This window comes from Thioalkalivibrio sp. ALMg9 (genome assembly GCF_000380625.1).
In the GTDB taxonomy this organism is placed as follows: domain Bacteria; phylum Pseudomonadota; class Gammaproteobacteria; order Ectothiorhodospirales; family Ectothiorhodospiraceae; genus Thioalkalivibrio; species Thioalkalivibrio versutus.
Genome location: NZ_AQYC01000009.1, coordinates 252,262 through 276,129 on the forward strand (window position 1 = coordinate 252,262; position 23,868 = coordinate 276,129).

21 protein-coding genes and 1 pseudogene are annotated in these 23,868 nt (G+C 61.4%); 21 read left to right on the forward strand and 1 reads right to left on the reverse strand.

What is annotated here, in order from left to right; all coding sequences use genetic code 11:
* Positions 1 to 118 precede the first annotated feature (118 nt).
* The 8 genes from F792_RS0110360 to F792_RS0110400 all read left to right on the forward strand — a co-directional run bounded on the left by F792_RS0110360 (position 119) and on the right by F792_RS0110400 (position 10,443).
* Positions 119 to 574 (forward strand): transposase, encoded by a 456-nt coding sequence (locus F792_RS0110360; protein ID WP_018169528.1) that lies wholly within the window; start codon positions 119 to 121, stop codon positions 572 to 574.
* A 286-nt stretch (positions 575 to 860) separates the two neighbouring features.
* Complete coding sequence (locus F792_RS0110365) at positions 861 to 2,762, forward strand: nucleoside-diphosphate sugar epimerase/dehydratase (RefSeq protein ID WP_026305952.1); 1,902 nt, start codon at positions 861 to 863, stop codon at positions 2,760 to 2,762.
* Positions 2,763 to 2,991: 229 nt separating this feature from the next.
* Entirely contained in the window at positions 2,992 to 4,158 is a 1,167-nt protein-coding gene (locus F792_RS0110370) for a nucleotide sugar dehydrogenase (protein WP_018169530.1), read from the forward strand.
* 454 nt (positions 4,159 to 4,612) lie between these two features.
* On the forward strand, positions 4,613 to 5,467 hold the full coding sequence (locus F792_RS0110380) for a Wzz/FepE/Etk N-terminal domain-containing protein (RefSeq protein WP_018169532.1): 855 nt from the start codon (positions 4,613 to 4,615) through the stop codon (positions 5,465 to 5,467).
* Positions 5,468 to 5,725: 258 nt separating this feature from the next.
* Positions 5,726 to 6,076: a MarR family EPS-associated transcriptional regulator gene (locus tag F792_RS0110385; RefSeq protein ID WP_018169533.1), complete on the forward strand. Its 351-nt coding sequence runs from the start codon at positions 5,726 to 5,728 to the stop codon at positions 6,074 to 6,076.
* 490 nt (positions 6,077 to 6,566) lie between these two features.
* Complete coding sequence (locus tag F792_RS0110390) at positions 6,567 to 8,282, forward strand: bifunctional sulfate adenylyltransferase/adenylylsulfate kinase (protein ID WP_018169534.1); 1,716 nt, start codon at positions 6,567 to 6,569, stop codon at positions 8,280 to 8,282.
* 352 nt (positions 8,283 to 8,634) lie between these two features.
* On the forward strand, positions 8,635 to 9,444 hold the full coding sequence (locus tag F792_RS0110395; protein ID WP_026305953.1) for a sulfotransferase family 2 domain-containing protein: 810 nt from the start codon (positions 8,635 to 8,637) through the stop codon (positions 9,442 to 9,444).
* 18 nt (positions 9,445 to 9,462) lie between these two features.
* Positions 9,463 to 10,443, forward strand: a complete 981-nt coding sequence (locus F792_RS0110400) for a glycosyltransferase family 2 protein (RefSeq protein ID WP_018169536.1) — start codon at positions 9,463 to 9,465, stop codon at positions 10,441 to 10,443.
* Between the two features lie 52 nt (positions 10,444 to 10,495).
* Here the strand turns inward: F792_RS0110400 and F792_RS0110405 are convergent, their stop codons facing one another.
* Positions 10,496 to 11,182, reverse strand: a complete 687-nt coding sequence (locus F792_RS0110405; protein ID WP_018169537.1) for a bifunctional 2-polyprenyl-6-hydroxyphenol methylase/3-demethylubiquinol 3-O-methyltransferase UbiG — start codon at positions 11,180 to 11,182, stop codon at positions 10,496 to 10,498.
* 685 nt (positions 11,183 to 11,867) lie between these two features.
* Here F792_RS0110405 and F792_RS0110410 point away from each other — a divergent pair.
* From F792_RS0110410 to F792_RS0110465, 13 genes and pseudogenes are all read left to right on the forward strand, one after another.
* Positions 11,868 to 12,218, forward strand: coding sequence for a MarR family EPS-associated transcriptional regulator (locus F792_RS0110410; protein WP_026305955.1), 351 nt, complete (start codon positions 11,868 to 11,870; stop codon positions 12,216 to 12,218).
* A gap of 220 nt (positions 12,219 to 12,438) precedes the next feature.
* The gene (rfbB, locus tag F792_RS0110415) at positions 12,439 to 13,512 is read left to right on the forward strand and encodes a dTDP-glucose 4,6-dehydratase (RefSeq protein ID WP_018169540.1); all 1,074 of its coding nucleotides are present in this window, start codon (positions 12,439 to 12,441) and stop codon (positions 13,510 to 13,512) included.
* Positions 13,509 to 14,429, forward strand: coding sequence for a dTDP-4-dehydrorhamnose reductase (rfbD, locus tag F792_RS0110420; RefSeq protein ID WP_018169541.1), 921 nt, complete (start codon positions 13,509 to 13,511; stop codon positions 14,427 to 14,429). Before rfbB ends, rfbD begins: the two co-directional genes overlap by 4 nt.
* Positions 14,429 to 15,310 (forward strand): glucose-1-phosphate thymidylyltransferase RfbA, encoded by an 882-nt coding sequence (gene rfbA / locus F792_RS0110425; protein WP_018169542.1) that lies wholly within the window; start codon positions 14,429 to 14,431, stop codon positions 15,308 to 15,310. Before rfbD ends, rfbA begins: the two co-directional genes overlap by 1 nt.
* 2 nt (positions 15,311 to 15,312) lie before the next feature.
* Positions 15,313 to 15,861, forward strand: coding sequence for a dTDP-4-dehydrorhamnose 3,5-epimerase (rfbC, locus tag F792_RS0110430; RefSeq protein WP_018169543.1), 549 nt, complete (start codon positions 15,313 to 15,315; stop codon positions 15,859 to 15,861).
* On the forward strand, positions 15,858 to 17,186 hold the full coding sequence (locus F792_RS0110435; RefSeq protein WP_018169544.1) for a flippase: 1,329 nt from the start codon (positions 15,858 to 15,860) through the stop codon (positions 17,184 to 17,186). The genes rfbC and F792_RS0110435 overlap by 4 nt, the downstream gene beginning before the upstream one ends.
* A gap of 167 nt (positions 17,187 to 17,353) precedes the next feature.
* Complete coding sequence (locus F792_RS14665) at positions 17,354 to 18,268, forward strand: sulfotransferase (RefSeq protein ID WP_081620138.1); 915 nt, start codon at positions 17,354 to 17,356, stop codon at positions 18,266 to 18,268.
* Between the two features lie 151 nt (positions 18,269 to 18,419).
* Positions 18,420 to 19,475 (forward strand): bifunctional 2-polyprenyl-6-hydroxyphenol methylase/3-demethylubiquinol 3-O-methyltransferase UbiG, encoded by a 1,056-nt coding sequence (locus F792_RS14670; RefSeq protein ID WP_081620139.1) that lies wholly within the window; start codon positions 18,420 to 18,422, stop codon positions 19,473 to 19,475.
* Positions 19,472 to 20,449 carry a glycosyltransferase family 2 protein gene (locus F792_RS0110445; protein WP_018169546.1) on the forward strand — a complete coding sequence of 326 codons (978 nt, stop codon included), beginning with the start codon at positions 19,472 to 19,474 and terminating at the stop codon, positions 20,447 to 20,449. Before F792_RS14670 ends, F792_RS0110445 begins: the two co-directional genes overlap by 4 nt.
* Positions 20,450 to 20,524: 75 nt before the next feature.
* Complete coding sequence (locus tag F792_RS15115) at positions 20,525 to 21,217, forward strand: transposase (protein WP_026305956.1); 693 nt, start codon at positions 20,525 to 20,527, stop codon at positions 21,215 to 21,217.
* 27 nt (positions 21,218 to 21,244) lie between these two features.
* Positions 21,245 to 21,664 (forward strand): annotated as a pseudogene (locus F792_RS15015) (integrase core domain-containing protein); the annotation flags it as partial.
* 73 nt (positions 21,665 to 21,737) lie between these two features.
* Complete coding sequence (locus F792_RS14675; RefSeq protein ID WP_196799415.1) at positions 21,738 to 22,646, forward strand: glycosyltransferase family 2 protein; 909 nt, start codon at positions 21,738 to 21,740, stop codon at positions 22,644 to 22,646.
* Positions 22,633 to 23,838, forward strand: coding sequence for a hypothetical protein (locus tag F792_RS0110465; protein ID WP_156000333.1), 1,206 nt, complete (start codon positions 22,633 to 22,635; stop codon positions 23,836 to 23,838). Before F792_RS14675 ends, F792_RS0110465 begins: the two co-directional genes overlap by 14 nt.
* The last annotated feature ends 30 nt before the right edge of the window (positions 23,839 to 23,868 follow it).

The following is a 23,868-nucleotide window of genomic DNA, read 5'->3' on the forward strand; positions in this document are numbered from 1 at the left end:
CCTCGCCCGCGAAGCGCCTGCCGGTGTTGGGCTTGGGCGGGAGGCATTCGCGGGCAAGGCCCGCTCCCACAAAGCTCGTTCCTGCAAGTAAGTGCCTCAACAAGTCAAGGAGGTTGGAATGCCACGGAAGGCACGAACGCACCGTCTGCGCCTCGGCCGTTTCAGCGAGCCGGGGCGGGTCTATCTGATCACCGCGGTCTGTGCTGATCGGCAAGCATGGTTTTCGCAATTCGACCAGGGTCGCTGCGTCGTTCATGCGTTGCGCGATCTGGAAGGCGCGGCGTCGACGCTCTGTTTCGTGGTCATGCCTGACCATGTGCACTGGCTGATGCAGTTGGAAGGGGGTGACCTCTCCAGTACCGTGCAAAAGCTCAAGAGTCTCACTACCCGCCGGATTGGGCGACTGCGGAGGTGCACGTGTCGAGTGTGGCAGAGCGGCTTCCACGACCGCGCATTGCGGCGGGAGGAGGACCTGCCGAGTGTCGCCCGCTATGTAGTCGCCAACCCGCTAAGGGCGGGACTGGTTCACAACCTGGTTGATTATCCGCTGTGGGATGCCATCTGGCTGGAGTAAGGGGCTGGATGGAGTTTGGCGGGGGCTTCGCGGCCAGGGCCGCTCCCACAGTAAACCAAGCCGGGGGTACCCTTGTGGGAGCGGGCCTGCCCGCGAAGCCCCTGCCAGCATGGAATGATCACAACCCCTTCAGCGATGAGTGCATTTTCATCACGGCTTGCTTATGCTCCGCACGCCGCGATGGAGAGCGGCGGTGAGCGGGTGCGTACACTTGCTGTAGTGTAATTCGGGCTGTTTTTGTGGACGGGAGAGTCGGGCGAGACATGCCGGAACGGTATTGCAGATCATGCTGAGGAAGGGCCTGGAAAGCTTGTTCAAGCTACCGCGCTCGAAGAAGCGCTGGCTCATGGTGATGGCGGATACCGTCATGCTGCCGCTGGCGTTGTGGTCCGGCTTTGCGATCCGCCTGGCCGAGCCGTTCCCGCCGATCATGCTGGAGACCTGGTGGCTGTTCCCGCTGGTGGTCCTGGTCGGTATTCCGCTGTTTGTGAGGCTGGGGCTTTATCGGGCCGTGGTGCGGTTCATGGGATCGCGCACCATCTGGGCCGTGGGGTCCGGGGTGGTGGTTCTGGCGTTGGTGCTATGGACGGCCGCGATGCTGGGACGGGTCGAGGGCTTCCCGCGTTCGGTGCCGATTAACTTCGCGATCGTGGCCTTCATCTATGTCGGCGGCAGCCGCTTCCTGGTGCGCACGTGGTATCGCTCGATCATCGAGGCGGGCGCGGGCGCCGAGCCGGTGGTGGTGTTCGGGGCGGGCGAGGCCGGCGTGCAGCTCCTGTCCGGGCTCAAGGCCGGGGGCCGGTTTCGAGTGGTCGCCTTCGTGGACGAGGATCGCAGCCTGCAGGGGAGTTCGATCGACGGGATTCCCGTCCATAGTCCGGACTGTCTGGAGCGCTTTGTGTCGCGTTTTCGGGTCAAGCGGATGCTCCTGGCCATCCCGTCCGCGACGCGCCAGGAACGCCGGCGCATCCTGGAACAGCTGGAACCGCTTCCGGTGTACGTGCAGACGGTCCCGTCGATGGAGTCGGTGGTTTCCGGGCATGCGAGCCTGGAACAACTGGAAGATGTGGACATCGCCGATCTGCTCGGGCGCGACCCGGTACCCCCGGACCCCGAGCTGCTGACCTGCAGCGTGCACGGGCGGGTGGTGATGGTGACCGGCGCGGGCGGTTCCATTGGCTCCGAGCTGTGTCGGCGCATCATCCGTCTGGAGCCGGCGGCGCTGATCCTGTTCGAGCGCAACGAGTTCGCGCTCTACCGCATCGAGCGCGAGCTGCAGGAGTACTCGGCGCAACTGGAGCAGTGCCCGGCCATCCACGCCGTGCTGGGCTCGGTGGCCAATGCGCGGCGTGTGGCCTCCGTGCTGGCGGAATACGGCGTACAAACGCTGTACCACGCCGCGGCCTACAAGCATGTGCCGATCGTCGAGGCCAACCTGATCGAGGGCGTGCGCAACAATGTGTTCGGTACCGCGGTGCTCGCGGAGGCAGCGCTCAATGCCGGCGTGGACCGCTTTATCCTGATATCCACCGACAAGGCCGTGCGCCCCACCAACGTCATGGGCGCCACCAAGCGGCTGGCCGAGATGGTCCTGCAGGATCGCGCCCGAGAACAGCGCGGGACGATCTTCAGCATGGTGCGCTTCGGCAACGTGCTGGGCTCGTCCGGCTCCGTGGTGCCGCTGTTCCACCAGCAGATCCGCGATGGCGGCCCGGTCACGGTGACCCATCCGGAGATCACGCGCTACTTCATGTCCATCCCCGAGGCGGCGGAGCTGGTCATCCAGGCCGGCGCCATGGCCGAGGGCGGCGAGGTCTACGTGCTCGACATGGGCGAGCCGGTGCGCATCGTGGATCTGGCGCGGCGCATGATCCACCTGCATGGGCGCCAGGTGAAGGAAGACGGCGTGCCCGAAGATGGTGTGGAGATCGTGTTCACCGGCCTGCGTCCAGGCGAGAAGCTCTACGAGGAGCTGCTGATCGGCGACAACGTCCAGGCCACGGGCCATCCGCGGATCATGCGCGCACGCGAGGACTGCGTATCGGCGAAGGACCTGCACGCAGCCCTCAATCAGCTGGACCAGGCCGACCGCGACATGGACACCGAGCGGGCCTGCCGCACCATCCGCGCTGTAGTACACGAGTACGCCCCGGCCAATCACCCACCGCAGGAACGCGTGGCTGGGTAAGGCGGGCGTTAACCTTTCGTGCCCCCGATCGCATCATTGTTCATGGCGCCCCAGTATCCTCGGGCGCTGGGCAAACGTGCCAGCGCCCCTGTAGGAGCCGCCTTGGCGGCGAAGCCCCTGCCAAAGTCCGGCGCGGGCAGGGGCTTCGCCTGCGAGCAGGCTCCTACGGGGCTCGGACGCACGGCCGACGAACTTGGCTACACAGATTGCAACAGGAAGGAAACCAGGAATGAAAATCGCAGTCGCCGGAACCGGCTACGTCGGGCTCTCCAACGCCGTCCTGCTCGCGCAGCACCATGAGGTCGTCGCGCTCGACGTGGTGCCGGAGAAGGTCGAGCAGATCAACCGCAAGCACTCCCCGATCATCGATGTCGAGATCCAGGACTTCCTGGAAAACCATGCGCTGAACCTCAAGGCCACGCTGGACAAGCAGGAGGCCTACGTGGGCGCGGACTTCGTGATCATCGCCACGCCGACGGACTACGACCCACAGACCAACTACTTCAACACCGCCACCGTGGAGTCGGTCATCCGCGATGTGCTGGCAATCAATCCGCATGCGGTGATGGTCATTAAGTCCACCGTGCCGGTCGGTTACACGCGCGAGATCAAGGCGCAGCTGGAGACCGACAACATCCTGTTCTCGCCGGAGTTCCTGCGCGAGGGCCGGGCGCTGTACGACAACCTGCACCCCTCCCGGATCATCGTCGGCGAGCAGTCCGAGCGGGCCGAGACATTCGCCCGGCTGCTGGCGGAAGGCGCGATGGACGACGATATCCCCATGGTCTTCACGCACTCGACCGAGGCCGAGGCGATCAAGCTGTTCGCCAATACCTACCTGGCCATGCGCGTGGCGTATTTCAACGAGCTGGACAGCTACGCCGAAGCGAACGGCCTGGATACGCGCCAGATTATCGATGGTGTTTGCCTGGATCCGCGCATCGGCAGCCACTACAACAACCCGTCGTTCGGCTTTGGCGGCTATTGCCTGCCGAAGGACACAAAACAGCTGCTGGCCAACTACGACGAGGTCCCGAACAACATCATCAAGGCCATTGTCGACGCCAATCGCACGCGCAAGGACTTTGTTTCCGACGCGATCATCAAGCGTCAGCCAAAGGTCGTCGGCATCTATCGCCTGGTCATGAAGAGCGGCTCCGACAACTTCCGCGCCTCCGCCATCCAGGGCGTGATGAAGCGCATCAAGGCCAAGGGCATCGAGGTCGTCGTCTACGAGCCGGAACTCCCCGATGACGAGTTCTACCGCTCCCGCGTCATCCGCGACCTGGACGAGTTCAAGCGCGTGTCCGACGTCATCGTCGCCAACCGCATCACCGACGACCTCCGCGACCAGACGGAAAAGGTCTACACCCGCGACCTCTTCAACAACGACTGACCCAGCCCGGTTCGCTGTCCCCCTGTAGGAGCGGGCGCGCCCGCGAAGCCCCCGCCAAAGCCAGCCCGGGTCCCCCTTCGCGAGCAGGCCCGCTCCCACAAGGCTCTTCTCCGTGGTCATGCAGCCACGGACCGACGGTGCCTTCGGTTGGGTCATCTCGGCGGATGCGGCTTGATGCCTCTGATCATCACCGGCTGGCCGGTTGCGGGTGTCATTTGGGGGCGCGCGTGTAAAAGGGCGGCGGCTAACCTTGCAAAAAGCCCTGGTTTCCGGTCCAATCGCGACGCCCCGGGGTTGAACCCTTAAGGCACTTCGAGCCCGCATTATGGCGACGCCCGAGCGCCTTCCTGGCAAGTGGTTCGGGGCCGTCATCACGGCCGGTATCGACCTGCCCGAACGCCTCGGGGCGAACCGAGGCCCCCTGCACATCGCGTTTGAATACAGGAACTGACTCATGAACGATCCCGCCGGCCCGCAATCCCGTCCGTACGATGACGAAATCAGCCTGTACGAGCTGTGGGATGTGCTGGCGCGCCGTTTGCCGGTCTTGCTGGGTGTTGCGGTACTCACGGTCGTTCTGGGTGTCGTATATGCCTTGATGCAGCCGGTGGAGTACGAATACCGCTCGGGTGTGGATCTCCCAAGGGTCTATTCCGAGGGGCTGATAAGCGTAGTTTCACAGGACATGGCGATCGCTCGGCTCGAGGATGTGCTGATCCCGCAGCAGCGAGATGAGCTCTTCGGTGACGAGGAGCGGGGGCCTCGCGTTCGCGTGAGTGGTCACGGTTCCGACTACAGCTTGATCCTGGAGTCGACCAGTACGCGCGATGCGGCTGAACGTGTGTCCGATCTCCACGAGCGCGTGATCGTGGCTCTGGCCGAGTGGCTAGCGCCACGGTTTGATCGAAGCCTGGCCAGCAGTCTGAGGCCCCTGCACAACCGTATTGCAGTGCTGGATGAGCAAATCGAATTGCTGCAGGGGGACCTCAATACACTTTACGAGCGTTTGGGCGAGGGTGATGACATCGCCGGCCTGATCGTGGCCCAGCAAATCGGCGATATCCGCCGAGAGCTGTCCAGGCTGCGTTCGGCTCGCACCGATGCGGCATCCAGTGCCGAAACGGTTGAAGCAATGAGCCGCGATACCGAACAAACCTTCCTTGCCGGGGAATCCGATAGCCCCGTGGGTGCCGGCCGCGCGCTCATCGTCGCCCTGTCCGTTGTCCTTGGGGGCATGCTCGGATTGTTTGCGGCGTTCTTCTGGGAGTTCGTCAGCAACGCACGAAGCCGCCGCCCCGAACAAGGCTAGCTACGGACCCATGTAGCGTTCCCCGCCGAAGGTTCCGGAGGGGAGGGCTTCTTCAAAGCATGGTCATGTTTACGCGCGGGCCCGACCGGGCCCGCGCGTCCCGTTGCCATGCGACGGGCCGATATGCTCTACTTTCTACCTTCGTTCACCCCGTGAACGCACAGTCAGCAGCTTCCCCCTGGGCGGGCCCGCGAAAACTCCGGGTGCACCGTCCCGGCGGTAGCGTGCCCAAACGCTGCTCAAGATCCGGATAACCCATTGATTGAAGAAGACCTTCATCTGGAAGTGCTCCGCCTGCTGGAGCGCGAGCCGGACATGAGCCAGCGCCAACTGGCGCGCTCGCTGGGCCTGTCCGTAGGCAAGACGCACTACGCCCTCAAGGCCGTGCTCGACCGCGGCTGGGTCAAGGCGCAGAACTTCCGCCGCTCGGACAATCGCTCGGCCTACCTGTACAAGCTGACGCCCAGCGGCCTGCAGGAAAAGGCCCGCCTGGCGTACGGCCTGCTCCAGCGCAAACGCGCCGAGCACGAAGCCCTGATGACCGAAATCGAACAACTCTGCGCCGAACTCCGAGGCACGAAAGCCGCGAACGAACCCCCGGCCCCGTAGGTTGGGGGCCGGGATGCCGACCCGGGCGCACCCACAACCCGGGCCACACCCTGTGGGAGCGAGCCCGCCCGCGAAGCCCCAGCCAACGCCGGACGGTCTCAAACGCTCATCCCGCTCTGTCACAGGGCCGCGGCGTCCTCCCACCAGGTCATCCCGGCCGCAGCGTCCTCCCTCCCGTCATCCCGGCCGTAGCGAAGCGAAGAGCCGGGATCTCCAGCGGTGGGGGCTGCCCGGACGTGGGAGATCCCGGATAACCGCTCCGCGGTTTCCGGGAAGACTGGGGTGGGGTGGTTTCCGGGACGGCGGAGGGCCCCGCTGATTGTATGAGCCCAACCCTTGGGCGATGCGGCCCAACTAGCACCCCAATCGCCGAGAGGCTCGGCTCCTTCAGGGGGCAGGGCCCGGGCCGGTGGTGCGGGCGGGGCCCCGGGCCGGTACCATTCGTGGCCTGAATGCAGACACACATGAAACGACAGGAATACAGACCCTCATGGATTTGATCGAACCGTACGGTGGCACGCTGTGTGATCGCTATCTGGACGCGGCCGCTGCCAACAAGCTGAAGGCCGAGGCGCGCGACTTCCCGAGCTGGGATCTAACCGAGCGCCAGGCATGCGATGTGGAGCTGCTGCTGAACGGCGGCTTCTCGCCGCTGACGGGCTTCATGGGGCAGGCGGACTACGAGGGCGTGCTGGACACCATGCGCCTGGCCGACGGCACCCTGTGGCCGATGCCGATCACGCTGGACGTGAGCGAGGCCTTCGCCGAGCAGGCCGCGCCCGGCACCCGTATCGCCCTGCGCGACGCCGAGGGCGTGATGCTGGCGGTGATGGACGTCGAAAGCCGCTGGACGCCGGACAAGGCCCACGAGGCCCGGCAGGTGTTCGCCACCACGGACGAGGCCCACCCGGCAGTGAACGTGTTGTTCAACCGCGCCGGCCCGGTGTACTTGGGCGGCACGCTGCACGGCATCGAGTCCCCCGTGCACTACGACTTCCGCAACTACCGCTATAGCCCGGCGGAACTGCGCGAGTACTTCCACAAGCTCGGCTGGAACCGCATCGTCGCCTTCCAGACGCGCAACCCCATGCACCGCGCGCATGTGGAGCTCACGCGCATGGCCGCGCGGCAGACCGAGGCCAACCTGCTGATCCACCCGGTGGTGGGCATGACCCGCCCGGGTGACGTGGACCACTACGTGCGCGTGCGCTGCTACGAGCATGTGCTGCGCCAGGCCCCGGAGCAGACGACCCAGCTCAGCCTGCTGCCGCTGGCCATGCGCATGGGTGGCCCGCGCGAGGCGCTGTGGCACGCCATCATCCGCCGCAACTACGGCTGCACGCATTTCATCGTCGGCCGCGACCACGCCGGCCCCGGCCCGGGCTCGGACGGCCAGGACTTCTACGGCCCGTACGACGCGCAGGAACTGATCCAGCAGCACGCCGACGAGATCGGCATCCAGATGGTCCCGTTCCAGGCCATGAGCTTCGTCGAGGACCGCGCCGAATACGTCCCGGCCGACGCGGTGAAAGAGGGCGAGGAGGTGCTCAACCTGTCCGGCACCGAGTTCCGCCGCCGCCTGCGCGAAGGCCTGGACATCCCCGAGTGGTTCTCCTACCCGGAGGTCGTCCAGGAGCTGCGCCGCACCTTCCCGCCGCGCCACCAGCAGGGCTTTACCGTGTTCTTCACCGGCCTGTCCGGCTCCGGCAAGTCCACCATCGCCAACGCCCTGCGGGTCAAGCTGATGGAATTGGGCGGGCGCGCCGTCACGCTGCTGGATGGCGACATCGTGCGCAAGGAGCTCTCCAGCGAGCTTGGCTTCTCCAAGGAGCACCGCGACATCAACGTCCAGCGCATCGGCTACGTGGCCAGCGAGATCACCAAGAACGGCGGCTGCGCCATCTGCGCCCCCATCGCCCCGTACACCGACATGCGCCGCCGCGTGCGCGAACGCATCGAGCAGCACGGCGGCTTCCTGGAGGTCCACGTCGCCACCCCGCTGGAGACCTGTGAGGCGCGCGACCGCAAGGGCCTCTATGCCAAGGCCCGCGCCGGCCTCATCAAGGAGTTCACCGGTATCAATGACCCGTACGAGGAACCCGAACATCCCGAGCTGCGCATCGATACCCGCGAAATGGCCCCGGACGAAGCCGCCCACCGCATTCTGCTCAAGCTGGAAGCCATGGGCTTCATCCGCAACCCATGATGAACGCCAACCCATTTGCCGTGTAGGAGCCGCCTTGGCGGCGAAGGCCCCGCCAGAGCCGGCCGCGAGCCCCGGGCCACCTCACCTACCAACGACCCGTCCGGCACACCCTCGCGGTCATCCCGGCCGCAGCGAAGCGAAGAGCCGGGATCTCCAGCGGCAAGGAAGCCCCAGGCGCACGAGCTCCTGGATAACCGCTCCGCGGTTTCCGGGATGGACGAGGCGGGGTGATTTACGGGGTGTGGGGGTGTATTTTTACCGGCATGCTGATCTGGACGGGAACGGGTAGCCTGCCCGGCGGGTGTATTCCAGCAAGACAGGTCCGCTCCTTTCGGACGCCTCAGAAACCGCCATGATCATCAATCACGACTTCCGGATTGTTTTTCTTCACATACCGAAATGCGCCGGTACAGCGGTCCGACGACCGCTGGAGTCGTTGAATCAATGGCAGGAGGCCGGCCCGCCCTGGCGTCGTGCGCATCCGGATCTGGGCGTGGTGGATTATGCTCATCTACCGCTTGCGGTGCTGCGGACTCACTTTCCGGACGCTTTTGCGTCGGTCGTGGACTACCGGGCTTTCGCGCTGGTGCGTGATCCGTATAGTCGATTTGCTTCTTCGGTGTCCGAGCGGATCCGGTGGGGCGAGGGCGCTCTTCTGGCGAAACTCAGCCGCGCCGAGTTGAAGAAGTCACTGGACGAAAGCATTGACTACCTGTCGCGGCAGCCTTCGTCTTCGTGTTGTTTACCACTGGGTTATATCCACTTCCAGCGGCAACGTGACTACATCGTGCTGGATAACGCGCCGCTGGTGGATGCGGTGTATCCAGTGGAACGGGTTGCGCAGCTCAGGGAGGAGGTGAACGCATGCATTGGGACTGCGAAGCCGAAGATGGCGGAGTGTGCCGCTTCCCAGCAGCACGCGAATGCGGCACTGATGTACCGCAACGAGGGCCTGAGGCGGGTCCATCGCGTTGTGGGGCCTTTAACGGCTCGGCTGAGGCGGCTGCTCCCGGCCTCAGCCAGCAAGCGCATGGATCGCTGGATGTATGTGCATCGCGACCAGTGCGCACGCAGTCTGTTCGATTCGGAGTATGTACGGGACTTCGTCTCGAGCTACTACGCCGATGATCTCGATCTGTATGCCCGAGTGGCGCGAATGTAAGGGGCGAAGGCGGGTTCAATGAAGATCTCGATTGCCCTGGCCTCTTTTAACGGTGAGCGGTACATACAGGAGCAGTTGCAGAGCTTTCTGCATCAGACTCGCCTGCCGGACGAGGTTGTCATCTCGGATGATGCCTCTACGGATGGAACGATGGAGATTGTCCGGTTCTTTCAGGACTCGGCGCCGTTTGTAGTGAAGGTGATCCAGGGTCGTGGGCGCCAGGGATTTGTTGCGAATTTCAATCGGGCCCTCGCCGCGACCACGGGTGATCTGGTGTTCCTGAGCGATCAGGACGACGTTTGGTTCCGGCACAAGCTCGAGGTGATGGAGGGAGCTGCGATCACCGAGAAGGACGCTTGGGTGCTGATGTGCGATGCGGCATTGGTGGGACACGATCTCACCGGAACTGGCCTGACGAGGATCGTGCAAATCGATAATGCCGGTCTGCCATTGGAAGATCATGCAATGGGTTGTTGTTGTGCCATTCGGCGGGAGTTCCTCGATTTGGCCATGCCCATACCCGCGAATTTCAAATCGCATGATATCTGGTTTGTGAGAATTGCGGATGGACTAGGCAGGAAGTACGTGTTGCGGGAGGCATTGCAGTATTACAGGCGGCATGGAAATAACGTCTCTGATGGGCCCACAAGTGCGCTAACGCCCTTGACTCGTTCGGGATACCGGCGGGCCTCGTTCGTGAAGCGGTGGTCCGGTCGAGCCGCGTGGGTGGCGCAGGCGCGGCTTCAGTTGCGTTATTTGACAATGCTGCGGAGGGGGGTCGCTCGGGCGGCGCAGAAGGATTCGGGATCCACTGCGCTCGAGCTTCAGGAGCTGGGTGATCGGTGGGAAAGGGTCGGCAGGAATCTCGAGGAACGGATGCGGTTGCGGGGGAAGCCAAGGCCGTACAGGGTTCCCGGGGTCATCTCGGTCTGGTTGTCTGGCGGTTACAAGGCGTTCAACGGTTGGAAGAGCGCGACCAGCGATCTGCTCCTTAGGTAGGAGCGTTGGACTGGAGCGAACTCTCACGTGATCAGAAAATCTCGGCCAGGGCTTAGGGGCGGTGTCGAGGCTTTCGGAGCATGTAACAGATCCGCAAATTGCCGATGTACCGCTGGGCAATGGAGAGGCCCAGTCGGTTGGCGGTCTCCTCGAACCAGTCGGGATAAAAGCGAAGACAGTCGACGGGATGGCGGTGATAGGGAAAACCCGGTGGGTGGGTATGGAGGATGAGGTGACCCTCGGGTTCGAGGAGACCGGCCAGATCCGCAACATGACGGTAGGGATCGACCAGGTGCTCTAACATGGCCTGCGAGATGATGAGATCGAAGGGGTCCATTGCCGGCGGCGGGTCGGCATAGTCCCAGCAGTGATCCATGTCGGGATGAATCCCCGCCGTTACGATATTGGCCGTGGGAGTGCCGATGAGCCGAGCGTAATGTGGCTTGTCTCGGTTGTATTCGCCCGGCAGGAGAGTGCGCCGAATGGGCGTTCCTACGCACTGAACCGCGTGGACGATGGTTCCACGAATTGTCCCGCTCTCTTTCGCAAGGCCTTGGATGTGCAGTTTGGAGTGAGCTTTATCGTCTCGAAATGTGCCATACACACGGGAAAACTCCGGGATGTCCCACTTTTCTAGGACTGCGTGCTGGATCTGCGACCGGTTGCAGAGGCGCATCGTGAGGCGTAGCGAGGCCTTCGCGGTCAGGTCGACAATGCGTGCGTACAGGGTCCGGATCATTTCTGGGCGCCGCAATATGAGGTTTGGGACAGGGGGGCTTGGAGCGGTGATCGCGCGGTCCGAACTAAGTGTCCGCCGGGGCGCCGAGGTTTGCAAGCTGCGAAAGGTGGGCGCAGCATCGCGGCGACGGCACTTCCTTCTTGCCCGCGTCCTCGCCTTGAGATGCCCGCCGCGAACACGTTTTAACGCGCCGGCGCACCTTGAGCGGCATCCTATTATTGGACGTTCTTTGCTTAGGTGTAATGGAGGCTGGGTCGGTAATCGGTCCGATGCGGAAGCAAGACGAGTCCCTGCTTCATGGCGATCGGCGTCTAACCATGCCCTGATCGACGAGGGGCACGGCTACTGCAAAACGAAGGCCCACGGGAGGTGCCACCTGCGTTCAGCATTCTTCCTACCATACGCTACCCGGGCTCGTAACCTCGGCCGCAGCGACGCGAAGAGCCGGGATCTCCAGCGATGGGACCGACCGATGGAGCCGGCAGAAACCAATCCCTCCCCTTGCCCTTTCTTGCGCGCGCGTCCCATTTCCACCGCGCGGTCCGCTGTGGTCTACTGGCGCCCTGCGTTCACTGGGTGAACGCAGTACAGGGGATTCATTCAGCCAAGGCGGGCCCGCTCATCATCCGAGCGCACCGTCCCGGCGGTAGCGTGCCTGAACGCGGCTCAGTCCGATGGTAACCCATTGATAGAAGAAGACCTTCATCTCAAAGTGCTCCGCCTGCTGGAGCAGGAGCCGGACATGAGCCAGCGCCAACTGGCGCGCTCGCTGGGCCTGTCTGTAGGCAAGACGCACTACGCCCTCAAGGCCGTGCTCGACCGTGGCTGGGTCAAGGCGCAGAACTTCCGCCGCTCGGATAACCGCTCGGCCTACCTGTACAAGCTCACGCCCAGCGGCCTGCACGAAAAGGCCCGCCTGGCCTACGCGCTGCTGCAGCGCAAGCGCGCCGAACACAAGGCCCTGATGACCGAAATCGAACAACTCCGCGCCGAACTCCAGACCACCAAGCCCGCGAATGAACCCCCAACCCCGTAGGAGCCCAGCCCCCTGGGCGATGGGGCCTGTCCAATGGCCCGATCGCCGAGAGGCTCGGCTCCTACAAGTCGAGGGCCCACAGCCGTCGCGGCTCTGCGCCACACGGAGTCGGCCGGGTGCCCCGGGCCTGTCATGCCGACCGCAGCGGGGCGAAGGGCAGGAATCGGGCAATATCGAATCATCCGCCACCCATGAAATAACAGACAGTTAAGGAACGTACATGCGAGTGCTTGTTACCGGTGGGGCCGGATTTATTGGTTCGGCGGTGGTGCGGCAGTACATCGCCGAGACCGACGCCACGGTCATCAATGTGGATGCACTGACCTACGCCGGGAACCCGGAATCCTTGGGCAATGCGCGCGCGCATCCGCGGCATGTGTTCGAGCACGTGGATATTACGGACCGTTCGGCCTTGGAGCGGGTGTTTCGGGAGCACCGTCCGGATGCGGTGATGCACCTGGCGGCCGAATCGCATGTCGATCGCTCCATCGAAGGACCGGCGGCGTTCGTGGAGACGAACGTAACCGGTACGCACAACCTGCTGGAAGCGGCCCGTAGCTACTGGTCGGAACTTGAGGGTGAAGCGCAAGAACGTTTCCGCTTCCATCATGTGTCCACGGACGAGGTGTACGGCGATCTTGGGCCGGAGGGTCCCGCCTTTACGGAAGAGACAGCCTATGCGCCGAGTTCTCCCTACTCGGCCAGCAAGGCGGCCAGCGATCATCTGGTGCGTGCATGGCACCGCACCTATGGCCTTCCGGTCGTGATCACCAATTGCTCGAACAACTACGGTCCCTACCAGTTTCCGGAAAAGCTGATTCCCCTGATGCTCCTCAATGCTCTGGACGGCAGCCCGCTGCCGGTCTACGGGCGCGGGGATAACGTTCGTGACTGGCTGTATGTCGAGGACCACGCACGGGCCCTGCGCCACGTGTTGGCTCAAGGTGCAAGCGGCCGAACCTACAACATCGGGGGGCGCTGCGAGCGTACCAATCTGGAAGTTGTTCACGCGCTGTGCGCGGTCCTCGACGAACTCGTACCGGACGAGCAGGGTCGCTACGCACGCCTGATCGAGTTCGTGACGGATCGCCCCGGCCACGACCGCCGCTACGCCATCGACGACACTCGCCTCGCGAATGAACTGGGCTGGCAGCCGACAGAGAGCTTTGAGAGCGGTCTGAGGAAAACCGTGCAGTGGTACCTCGACAACCCGGAATGGGTCGAACGCGTGCGCTCCGGCGCCTACCGTGAGTGGATCGACGCGAATTACGCCCGGCGGGGGCGGGCGGTATGAGGATTCTTCTGCTCGGAAGCAATGGCCAGGTGGGCTGGGAGCTGCAGCGCGCGCTCGCCCCCCTCGGCGAACTCACGGCGCTGACACGCAAGGAAACGGGCGGATTGTGTGGCGACCTCACGCGACCGGATCGGTTGGCGGCCACAGTAAGACAGGTAGCGCCGGATGTAATCGTCAACGCGGCCGCCTACACCGCGGTGGATCAGGCGGAGTCGGAACCGGAACTGGCCCATGCCGTCAACGTCACCGCCCCGGAGGTGCTGGCCGCCGAAGCACAAGCCTTGGGAGCCTGGCTGGTCCACTATTCGACGGATTACGTGTTTGACGGCACTGGAGCTGGCCCGTGGTCCGAGGATGACGTCACAGGGCCACTTAACGTATATGGACAGACCAAACGCAAAGGAGAAGCCGCCATCCAGGCCAGTGGCTGTCGGCATCTCATCTTCCGTACGAGCTGGGTCTATGCCTCCCGGGGGCGGAACTTCATCCGCACCATCCTGCGCCTGGCAGCCGAGCGCGACGCGCTACAGGTGATCGACGATCAGTTCGGTGCCCCTACCGGCGCGGAGCTTATCGCGGACACCACTGCACAGATCCTGTCGCAACCGCTGGACCGGGAGGAGCCCCCCGGTCTTTATCATCTTGCCGCCGCAGGCGAGACGACCTGGCATGGCTTTGCGCGGTTGGTGATCGCCACCGCGCGCGATGCCGGCTGGCCCGTCCGGGTTCCCGATCAAGCGATCCACGCCGTACCCACGGAGGCGTTTCCGACGGTGGCACGCCGTCCAGGCAATTCCCGCCTGAACTGCAACAAGCTGGAGACCAATTTCGGCCTGCGTATGCCGGACTGGCACAGAGGTGCGCTACGTGCACTCGACGAGATCCTCGCCTGCGAGGCAACAGGAGGCAGAGCATAATGCGGCGCAAGGGCATCATCCTCGCCGGCGGTTCGGGCACCCGGCTGCATCCGGCCACGCTGTCGATCAGCAAGCAGTTGCTGCCGGTCTACGACAAGCCGATGATCTACTACCCGCTGAGCACCCTGATGCTCGCGGGCATTCGCGACATCCTGATCATCTCGACGCCACAGGACACCCCGCGTTTCGAGCAACTGCTGGGTGACGGCAGCCAATGGGGTCTCAACCTGCAATACGCCGTTCAAGCCTCACCGGATGGCTTAGCGCAAGCCTTCATCATCGGCGAGGATTTCATTGGCGGCGATCCCTGCGCCCTGGTGCTGGGCGACAACATCTTCTACGGCCACCACTTCGACGACCTGCTCGGCAGCGCCGTGCGACGTTATGAGGGCGCAACCGTATTCGCCTACCACGTCCACGAGCCGGAACGCTACGGTGTCGCCGAATTCGATGCCAACGGCAGGGTGCAATCGCTGGAGGAGAAGCCCGAGCAACCGAAATCTAACTATGCGGTTACCGGCCTCTACTTCTACGACGCCGACGTCGTGCCCATGGCCAGGGAGCTCAAGCCCTCCGCCCGCGGCGAACTGGAAATCACCGATCTCAACATCGCCTACATGAATGCCGGGAAGCTGCATGTGGAAATCATGGGCCGCGGCTACGCCTGGTTGGATACCGGAACGCACGACTCCCTGCTCGACGCCAGCCAGTTCATCGCCACGCTGGAACAACGCCAGGGGCTCAAGGTCGCCTGCCCGGAGGAAATCGCCTACCGCGCCGGCTGGATTGATGCGAACCAGCTCGAGGAACTGGCCCGACCTCTGCTCAAAAACGGCTATGGCCGCTACCTACGGCGTGTCCTGGAAGAACGAGTCTTTTAAGTATGAACGCCCACCCGCTATCCATTCCCGATGTCCTGCTCCTTGAGCCCCGCGTATTCGAAGACGAGCGCGGCTTCTTCTACGAGAGCTACAACCAGCAGGCCTTCGACGAGGCCGTTGGCCACCCCGTCACGTTCGTACAGGACAACCACAGCCGCTCCGTAAAGGGCACCCTGCGCGGTCTGCACTATCAGCTTCCGCCGCACCCCCAGGGCAAGCTGGTACGCGTGACGCTCGGTGAGGTCTTCGATGTCGCCGTCGACATCCGCCGCGGGTCGCCCACCTTCGGGCAGTGGTTGGGGGAAACGCTCTCCGCCGAAAACCGCCGCCAGCTATGGATTCCACCCGGCTTTGCCCATGGTTTTCTGGTTACCAGCGACGTCGCCGAGTTCCAGTACAAGTGTACCGATTTTTACGCCCCCGCCTGCGAGCGAAGCATCCGCTGGGACGACGCCGACCTGGGCATCGCCTGGCCACTCGACGGCGAGCCGCTTATCTCCGTCAAGGACGCGCAGGCCGCGATCTTCCGCAACGCGGAGGTTTTTGATTGAACGCCGCTGTCATTCGACGACTGCTGGCGATGGGGCAGGGCGATGGCCTGCGTGCCCAGCTTGTCCGCGGGGCGATGGGTGTGGGCGGGCTCAAGCTCTTGTCCCTGCCCCTTACCCTGGCGACGTCCATCCTCCTGGCCCGCGCTCTGGGCCCGGAAGGGTATGGGAAGTATGCCTTCGTAATGGCGATGATCGCCCTGCTTGCCCTCCCCATCGGGCCGGGGCTTGGCCAGCTTGTCACGCGCGAAGTCGCTCGCTATCACCATGGCGAGGACTGGGCGCTCTTCCGGGGTCTGCTGCGTCGAGCCAACCAATGGGTATTGCTCGGCTCGGTGGTGATCATCAGCGCCGTCGCCATCGTTGCCGGCCACAATGCCGCATGGGCAGTGGATGACCGCTGGACACTGCTGTTCATCGCCAGCCTCATGCTGCCTCTCTTGGGGCTGAACGCCCTGCGGAGCCATACCTTGCGGGGCCTACGCCACGTGTTCCAGGCTCAGCTGCCGGAGCTGCTGGCCCGGCCGGCCTTTCATCTGGTCTTTGCCGGAGTGCTCCTTGTGAGTGGTGCGCTCACCCCGGCTAGCGCACTGGGTAGTCAGATTGCCGCTACGGGATTGGCTTTCCTGCTGGGTGCATGGCTCCTCAGCCGTTATCGGCCCGCGCAGATCAAGCAGGCCGACCCGGACTATCGCAATGGAGAATGGGGGCGAGCCCTACTCCCGTTTACCCTGCTGGCGGCTGTCAGTACCCTGAACGCTCAGATCGGCATCCTTGCGCTTGGGTGGCTCGGTACAGATGAAGATGTCGCCGCACTGCAGGTGGCGCAGCAGGGCGCCATGCTCGTGGTTCTGTCGCTGACCATCGTCAACCTGGTCATCGGCCCTCACATCACCCGAGCACACCGGGAGGGCGACAAGGCGAGACTGCAGCAGCTTTCCCGGCAGTCCGCCCGGGCCGCACTTGCCGTCTCGTTGCCAATTGCGCTGGCCTTCATACTCTTCGGTGGACCGATCCTCCATTTCGTTTACGGTGAGGCGTACGCCGCGACGGCGACCTGGCCGCTCGCGATTCTGGCCTTGGGACAATTGGTGAACGTGGCGTTCGGATCCGTCGGGATGTTCTTGGTCATGACTGGCCATGAGCGAGACACACTAAATGGACAGCTTATTGCCTTGATAGTGAATGCCTCAGCGGCTGTCATGCTAATCCCATTTCTGGGTGTGATTGGGGCAGCCGTGGCTGTCTCATTCGGCCTTCTGACTTGGAACGCTGTCTTAGCCGCAAAACTCGTTAACCGTTTAAATCTTCGCCCAACCGCATTCTAAGCGGATTTCTCCTGATCGGTACTGCGAGGTGTCAGCTGCACCCCGGAAACGATGTTAATCCATCTTGTTCTTCGGGTGTGCCAGATCAAAGAAAAAAATGATCTTCATGGAGAGCTAATCGATCGAGGTCTGAGTTTTCCGATCTCTGGTCCTGGAGAAAACAACTAGTGAATAATATCGTGAAGCCCAACCTTTTTATCGTTGGCGTTGGAAAAGCCGGAACTTTCTCGCTGCACGAATACCTGAGCCAGCACTCAGACATATTCATGTCTCCGAAAAAGGAGCCAAACTACTTCGGAAGAGACTTGCGCTTTAATGTGCCAAATATGACCGAAGATGAATATTTGTCGATATTTCAAGAGACGGATGGGTCGTTCTACCGCGGTGAGGCTTCCGTTAGCTATCTTTTATCCCGCAATGCCGCTGATGAAATAAAGGACTTCAATGACGAAGCTAGGATAGTCATTATTGTAAGAAACCCCGTTGAGGTGATGTATTCCAGGTATTCTCAAAATCTAAAGACCGGTATTGAAACATTAAAGACGTTTTCGGAGGCCTTATCTGCTGAGGCGGACCGAAAGAAAGGATTTCGCGTGCCAGCGGGGGTTACATGTGACGATTGGCTGTTCTACAGAGAGTGGGTTAGGTATTCAGAACAGATAGAGCGGTTTCTGTCTTGCTTTCCCCGGAATAATGTTTTCGTGGCTGTATACGACGACCTCACAAATAACCCTGAGAAGCTCTACGTCGATCTGACGAGGTTTCTTGGTGTCTCGAGTGAGCCAGTACCTCAGTTCGCAAGGGTGAACGCGAATAGAAACGTGCGCAGCACATTCGTTACTCGTGTGGCACGTGGAAAGATCCGTTTCTCTCGAGAGATCGCAAGGACGTTGATACCAAGTCGCTCGCTTCGTCGGTCGGTTGCGAATCTCCTTCAGGCAATGAATTCAGTCGAGGCACCCAGAAAACGGCTTTCGAGAGAGCTGGAGCAGAGGCTGCGTCAGGAACTGGAAGGTGAGATTTCGTACGTAGAGGGGGTTTTGCAGCGTGACTTGTCTCACTGGAAGGCAGAGCACGCATAGCTGGAGATAAGGGGATTATCGGGAATGAGTGAGGTCGTCTATTGATGTGGGGTTGGGGAGTGGCAAAGTCTGAAACACGGTGTCAAAGGTTTGGACGTCGGCAGCGGTGGGCGGAGGATCAGGTAAGGGATAGGTTTGTGGAGGAGGGTCGATGAAACCGCTAGTCCATGCCTGGCCCTCGGAGGGCATCGAGCATGTCGAACGCTGCCCGGTATGCGGCAGTTCGGGGCGAGAACAGCTTTACTCGGGGCTGACCGACCGCGTGTTCGACTGTGCGCCAGGGCGGTGGGATTTGTATCAGTGCAAAGGTTGCCAGTCAGCGTATCTTGATCCGCGACCTACCCCACGGACCATTCATCTAGCCTATGAGACCTACTACACCCATCAACCGCCGGTGGCGCGATCAACGGAGAGAATGTCCGGTGCGAAGCGGTTGGTTCACGCCTTGGCGAACGGGTACCGTAACCACCGCTACCATTCCGATTTAGAGCCGGCAAATGGACTTGGGCCCTACGTGTTCCGGCTTTTGCCACGTTATCGGAAGCGACTGGACCGTAAGATGCGTTCTCTCCCGCCGCCGAAACCGGGGGGGCACCTTCTCGATGTAGGTTTCGGGAGCGGGGCATTCCTCCTCGATGCACAACGGGCGGGTTGGCAGGTGTCCGGAGCCGATCCGGATCCAGTGTCTGTCATGAATGGGCGTGGCTTGGGCCTAGACGTTCGTCAAGGAGGTATAGAGGCCTTTGAGGACTTCGCCGAAACATTCGACGTGATTAGCCTCGCCCACGTCATCGAGCACGTACACGATCCGGTCGGGACCTTGAAGATGGCCTATGGCCTTCTAAAGCCTGGAGGGCTGTTGTACGTCGAGACCCCCAATATCCATGCCTATGGTCACGTTCATTTCAAAGAACACTGGCGTGGTCTCGAGATACCTCGCCACTTGGTCATCTTCAATTGGGAATCGATGACCAAGACTTTGAAGAAAGTTGGATTCACTGAGATTCAGAACCTTTCGATCCCATCGCCGTACGTGAACCTTGCCGGGAAAAGTCGCGCTATTCGAGAAGGGCGTGACCCTTACCGGTTTGCAAGGAAGACACTAGGCGATCGATTTAACGGCGTGCGCGTAAGTCTTCCTTTCCTGGCGGATGGTCGTAAGACAGAGTTCGTCGCTCTCTATGCGCGGAAGGATCATTCATCATGAAGATTGCTATCGCCATGGCTACCTACAACGGCGGAAAGTATTTGCGCGAGCAGCTGGACAGCTTCCTTACGCAGACTCGGTTGCCGGATGAGCTGGTGATCACGGATGACTGCTCAACCGATGACACACTGGCGATCATCGAAACGTTCGCGGCATCGGCCCCGTTCGAGGTCCGCTGGGAGCGCAACGAGGAAAACCTCGGCTACACCGGAAATTTTAACAAGGCGCTGATGAAGGCGACGGGCGATCTGGTGTTTCTCAGTGACCAGGATGATGTCTGGTTCCCCGAGAAGCTGGAATGTATGGAGCGGTATGCCCTTGATGATCCCGAGGCCCTGGTGGTGATGAACGACGCCGCCTTGACCGATGGTGAACTCAACGACACCGGGCTGACCAAGCTTGGGCAGATCGCATCCGCCGGTATGCGCGATTCCAGCTTCGTGATGGGGTGCTGCGCTGCGGTGCGGCGGGAATTGCTCGACCTGTGCCTGCCGATTCCCGCGGGGTACAAGGGGCATGATGGCTGGATCGTCAAGATGGCCGAGGGGGTTGGGCGTAAACGGGTGTTTCGGGACGTGCTGCAATGGTACCGGCGGCATGAAGAAAATGAATCGCAGTTCATTGCCAATCGCACCACGAAGGTGACGCGGGGGATGGCGTTCAGGCACTCCTTGACGCGAGTGGTTCAGGGAGATGGTCAGCAGGAGCAGTCCGGCGCTTCTTCTGCACAGCTGCGTGCCTTCGTGGCCGGTGTGCGTGATGCGCGTGATCGCTCTGCATCCCCGCTTTCCGATGAGTTCAACGACTATGTGCGCCAACTCGAGACTCGCCTCTCGGCGTTGGACGGTCGCTTGGCGGTGCGCGACAAGGCCCGATGGATGCGCTTGCCGGGCGTTTTCCGTCTCTGGCGCAAGGGTGCCTATGGCGAGTTCGCTGGCGCGAAGAGTGCCGTGCGGGATCTTCTGTTCCGGTAGGTAGATAAACAGGGACATATCTGTTTGCCGCTACATGGATGCGCCGGTCGTCGCGTGTGACCAGGGAGGGAAGGCATGCCAAGGGTGGCGCGAGTGGTGTTGCCGCATATGCCGCACCATGTGGTGCAGCGCGGGCATAATGGGCAGGTGGTCTTTGCCGGGGCCGAGGATTACGAGCGGTACCTGAAGGATCTGCGGGAACTGAGCAGTGCGCTCGACATCCGGGTGTATGCGTACTGTTTGATGACGAACCACGTGCACCTGTTGCTGGGGCCGGGTGAGGAAGTAGCCGCCATGGGCCGGTTGATGAAGGCGCTGGCGGCGCGGGCCACGCGGTACCGCAATCGGCTGGAGGGACGGTCCGGTACGCTGTGGGAAGGCCGCTACAAGTCCAGCCCGGTGCAGACCGAGACGTATCTGCTGGCCTGCTCGCGCTACATCGAGCTCAACCCGGTACGGGCGAGGATGGTGCCAGCGGCCGGTGACTACGCCTGGTCCAGTTACCGTCAGCGTATGGGCGAGGAAGAGCAATGGATCGATCTGGATCCGGCCTACCTGGACTTGGCGCACCGCGAAACCGACCGGCGCGCGCGATACGCCCGGTTCGTGGAGCAGGGCGTCCCGGAACAGGAGCTGACACTGGTGCGCGAGGCCCTGCAGCGCGGCCAGCTCACGGGCAACCAGCGGTTCGTGGACGAGGTGGAGCAGATCATCGGCTGCCGCATTGAACGGCGCCGACCTGGCCGCCCGCCGTCGCCCCGGGCGTGAGAAAATAAATCTGTCCCCGTTTTTACGTTTAACCGGGAGCCACTGGCGGTGAAGATCGATCTGAATCGGCCCGCACCCCGCGTGATCCGGGTGCTGAAGCGTATCGCCGCTTGGCGGGGCTATCCGCAGCAGCTCCGGCTCGATGATGGCGCCGAGTTCGTCTCGGCCGCAATCGCTGACTGGGCCGAACAGCGGGGCGTTGAACTGAGCTTCATCCAGCCGGGCAAGCCCTTGCAGAACGGCTTCATCGAACGGTTCAACGGCAGCTACCGCCGCGGGGTCCTGGACCTCTACGGCTTCCGAACGCTGACCGAAGTCCGGGAACACACCGAGCAGTGGCTGCAGGACTAGAACGCAAGCATTCCTCACGAGTCGCTGGGGGAGCCCACTTCGGTCGAATACCGGCAGCGACACCACCCGGAAACCTCTAGTTATACGTGGACCTAATCCGGGGAAGTGGACAGTACGTGCTGAATCACATGTATACGACGCTCACGCCTACCTAGAGGGGCCTCACGCAGTGCAAACATCCTATCGGGCTACCATACCGGCATTTGTAACAGTCATTATCCCGACCTTCCGTGCCTGGAGTAGCCTACGGAAGTGTCTAAGTGCGCTCGCGGAGCAATCCTACCCAAAGCAAGCGATCGAAGTCATTGTGGTCAACAACGATCCGGACGATCCGCCTCCGCGCGATTTGCCGCATTACGATTTTGTGCGAATCGTGTCCGAATACAATGCAGGCTCATACGCAGCCCGAAATGCGGGACTACAAGCCGCAAGAGGCGACATTGTCGCATTCACCGATGCCGATTGCGTTCCAGCTAGGGACTGGATCGAACAGGCCGTCAATGCACTAAGCCGCACGCCTGACGCAAGCCGTGTGGGTGGGCGTATCCATATAACCTTCAACGGCCAGGAACTTAGCGCTACTGAAATGTATGAGAAAGCGTATGCATTCCGTCAGCACGACTTTGTCGCGTTAGAGGGGATGGCAGCCACGGCGAATATGATTACGTATCGTCACGTTTTCGATGCCGTAGGATTCTTCCGGGAGGACTTGATGTCAGGGGGCGACGCGGAATGGGGTCGCCGTGCACAGGCGGCCGGTCACTCTGTGGTCTATGCGCCTGATTGCGTGGTTTATCATCCCGCACGTCGACACTTCGCAGAAATAGCCAGGAAGACTCGTCGCGTGGCCGGAGGTCATCTGGTGCTAGGCAATACTGCCGGCTCAATGAGGGCGTGGGGTGAAATATTTGTCGAGTTCTTACCGCCGGGCCGGTCGGCTATACGAGTGCTCTGCGATCCTGCCTTGAACGTTCGAGAAAAGATCACCGCGGTAGCTATAAGGTACATTCTTCGTATTCTAGGAGCGTCCGAGAAGGCCAGGTTGCTGCTCGGGCAGAAAGCATATGAGCGTCAGTAATAGCGGTCAGCAGAGGTTTAAGGAAAAGGGAACCGGGTTTGTGGTTCTTGTGGTGCTTTCTGTCGGAATGTTCTTGCTGACCAATGCCTTCATTTATCTTTACGGAATTAACAACGTTCTGTCCGAAGGCACCCTGCTTCTTGGGTTGATTGACGCTCTTTTAACATTTACTTTATTCACCTTGTTTTTCCATTTATATCGAAGGAAAATCCACGCGCTGTTCAACGTATGGCGGAACCGGTTTGGAAATAAGTCAAGCCAACTTGCAGTAACGATCCTCGCCCTGACCTTCTTTTCATTGCTGATCTGGGTATCTCCTAACACGATCACGATGATCATCGACGGGGTGACGCGCCAAAGCGTAGTGGAGTCATCTGGCGGAAATGCGCTAATTACGTCCCTCGCTTCGACGTTTTTCTTTCTTTCTGTGGTGTTGGTCGGATTCTCAAGCGCGGGTGGTAAGTATAAATTGATGTTGGCAGTGGGTGCAGCCTTCTCGATTGTTGTGCTCACGTCGCGTGCCGGACTCATGCTCCTCGGATGGTTGTTTATTATAGTTTATCTTATTGAGTATCGGCCGCGTAAGCTCCTGGTTCTTGGGGTGGCTGGAGTTGTGTTGGTGGCTGGTGGTTCTCTTGTTACGTCCATGGTGCAGAATCGGCCCCTTGAGTCTGTTTTCCTAGGGCCGCTCAAGCCAGTGGAGGATCTATTCCTTTACAGAGGGTATTCATACGTTCTGGCGGATGTCGCCACGGAATGGGCCCGCGATGGAATGAAGCTGCTCTTCCCTTTCTTTGGATACTTTTCAGAGCGTATACTGATTGGCTTAGGATTAGCTACGCACCCCGTCGATTCTGACGCCGTTGTTCGGTTCTTTGTGTTCGATAGCGACATCCGGCAACATTCCGCGAATGTTGTGTATCCATGGTGGGCATGGTTTTATGGTGCCTACGGTGTTGCGGGGTTGGTTTTCAAGGCCGCATATTTGTTTGCGCTTCTGCGTTTGGCTTTATATCTGCGGTCTTTCCCGTTGCTTATCTTGTTAATATATTGGGGGCTTTTTTCTGGGTTCGGCAAGCATCCTCTGATTTCGTTAGATGGCTATATGATGCTATTTTGGGTTTTGATTATTGACCTCATATCTAAAATGAGGATGATGCGGTGTAGGGCAGAGACCGTCGTTGGCAGTTAAGGTGGGATGCGGATACTTTATCGGACTTGC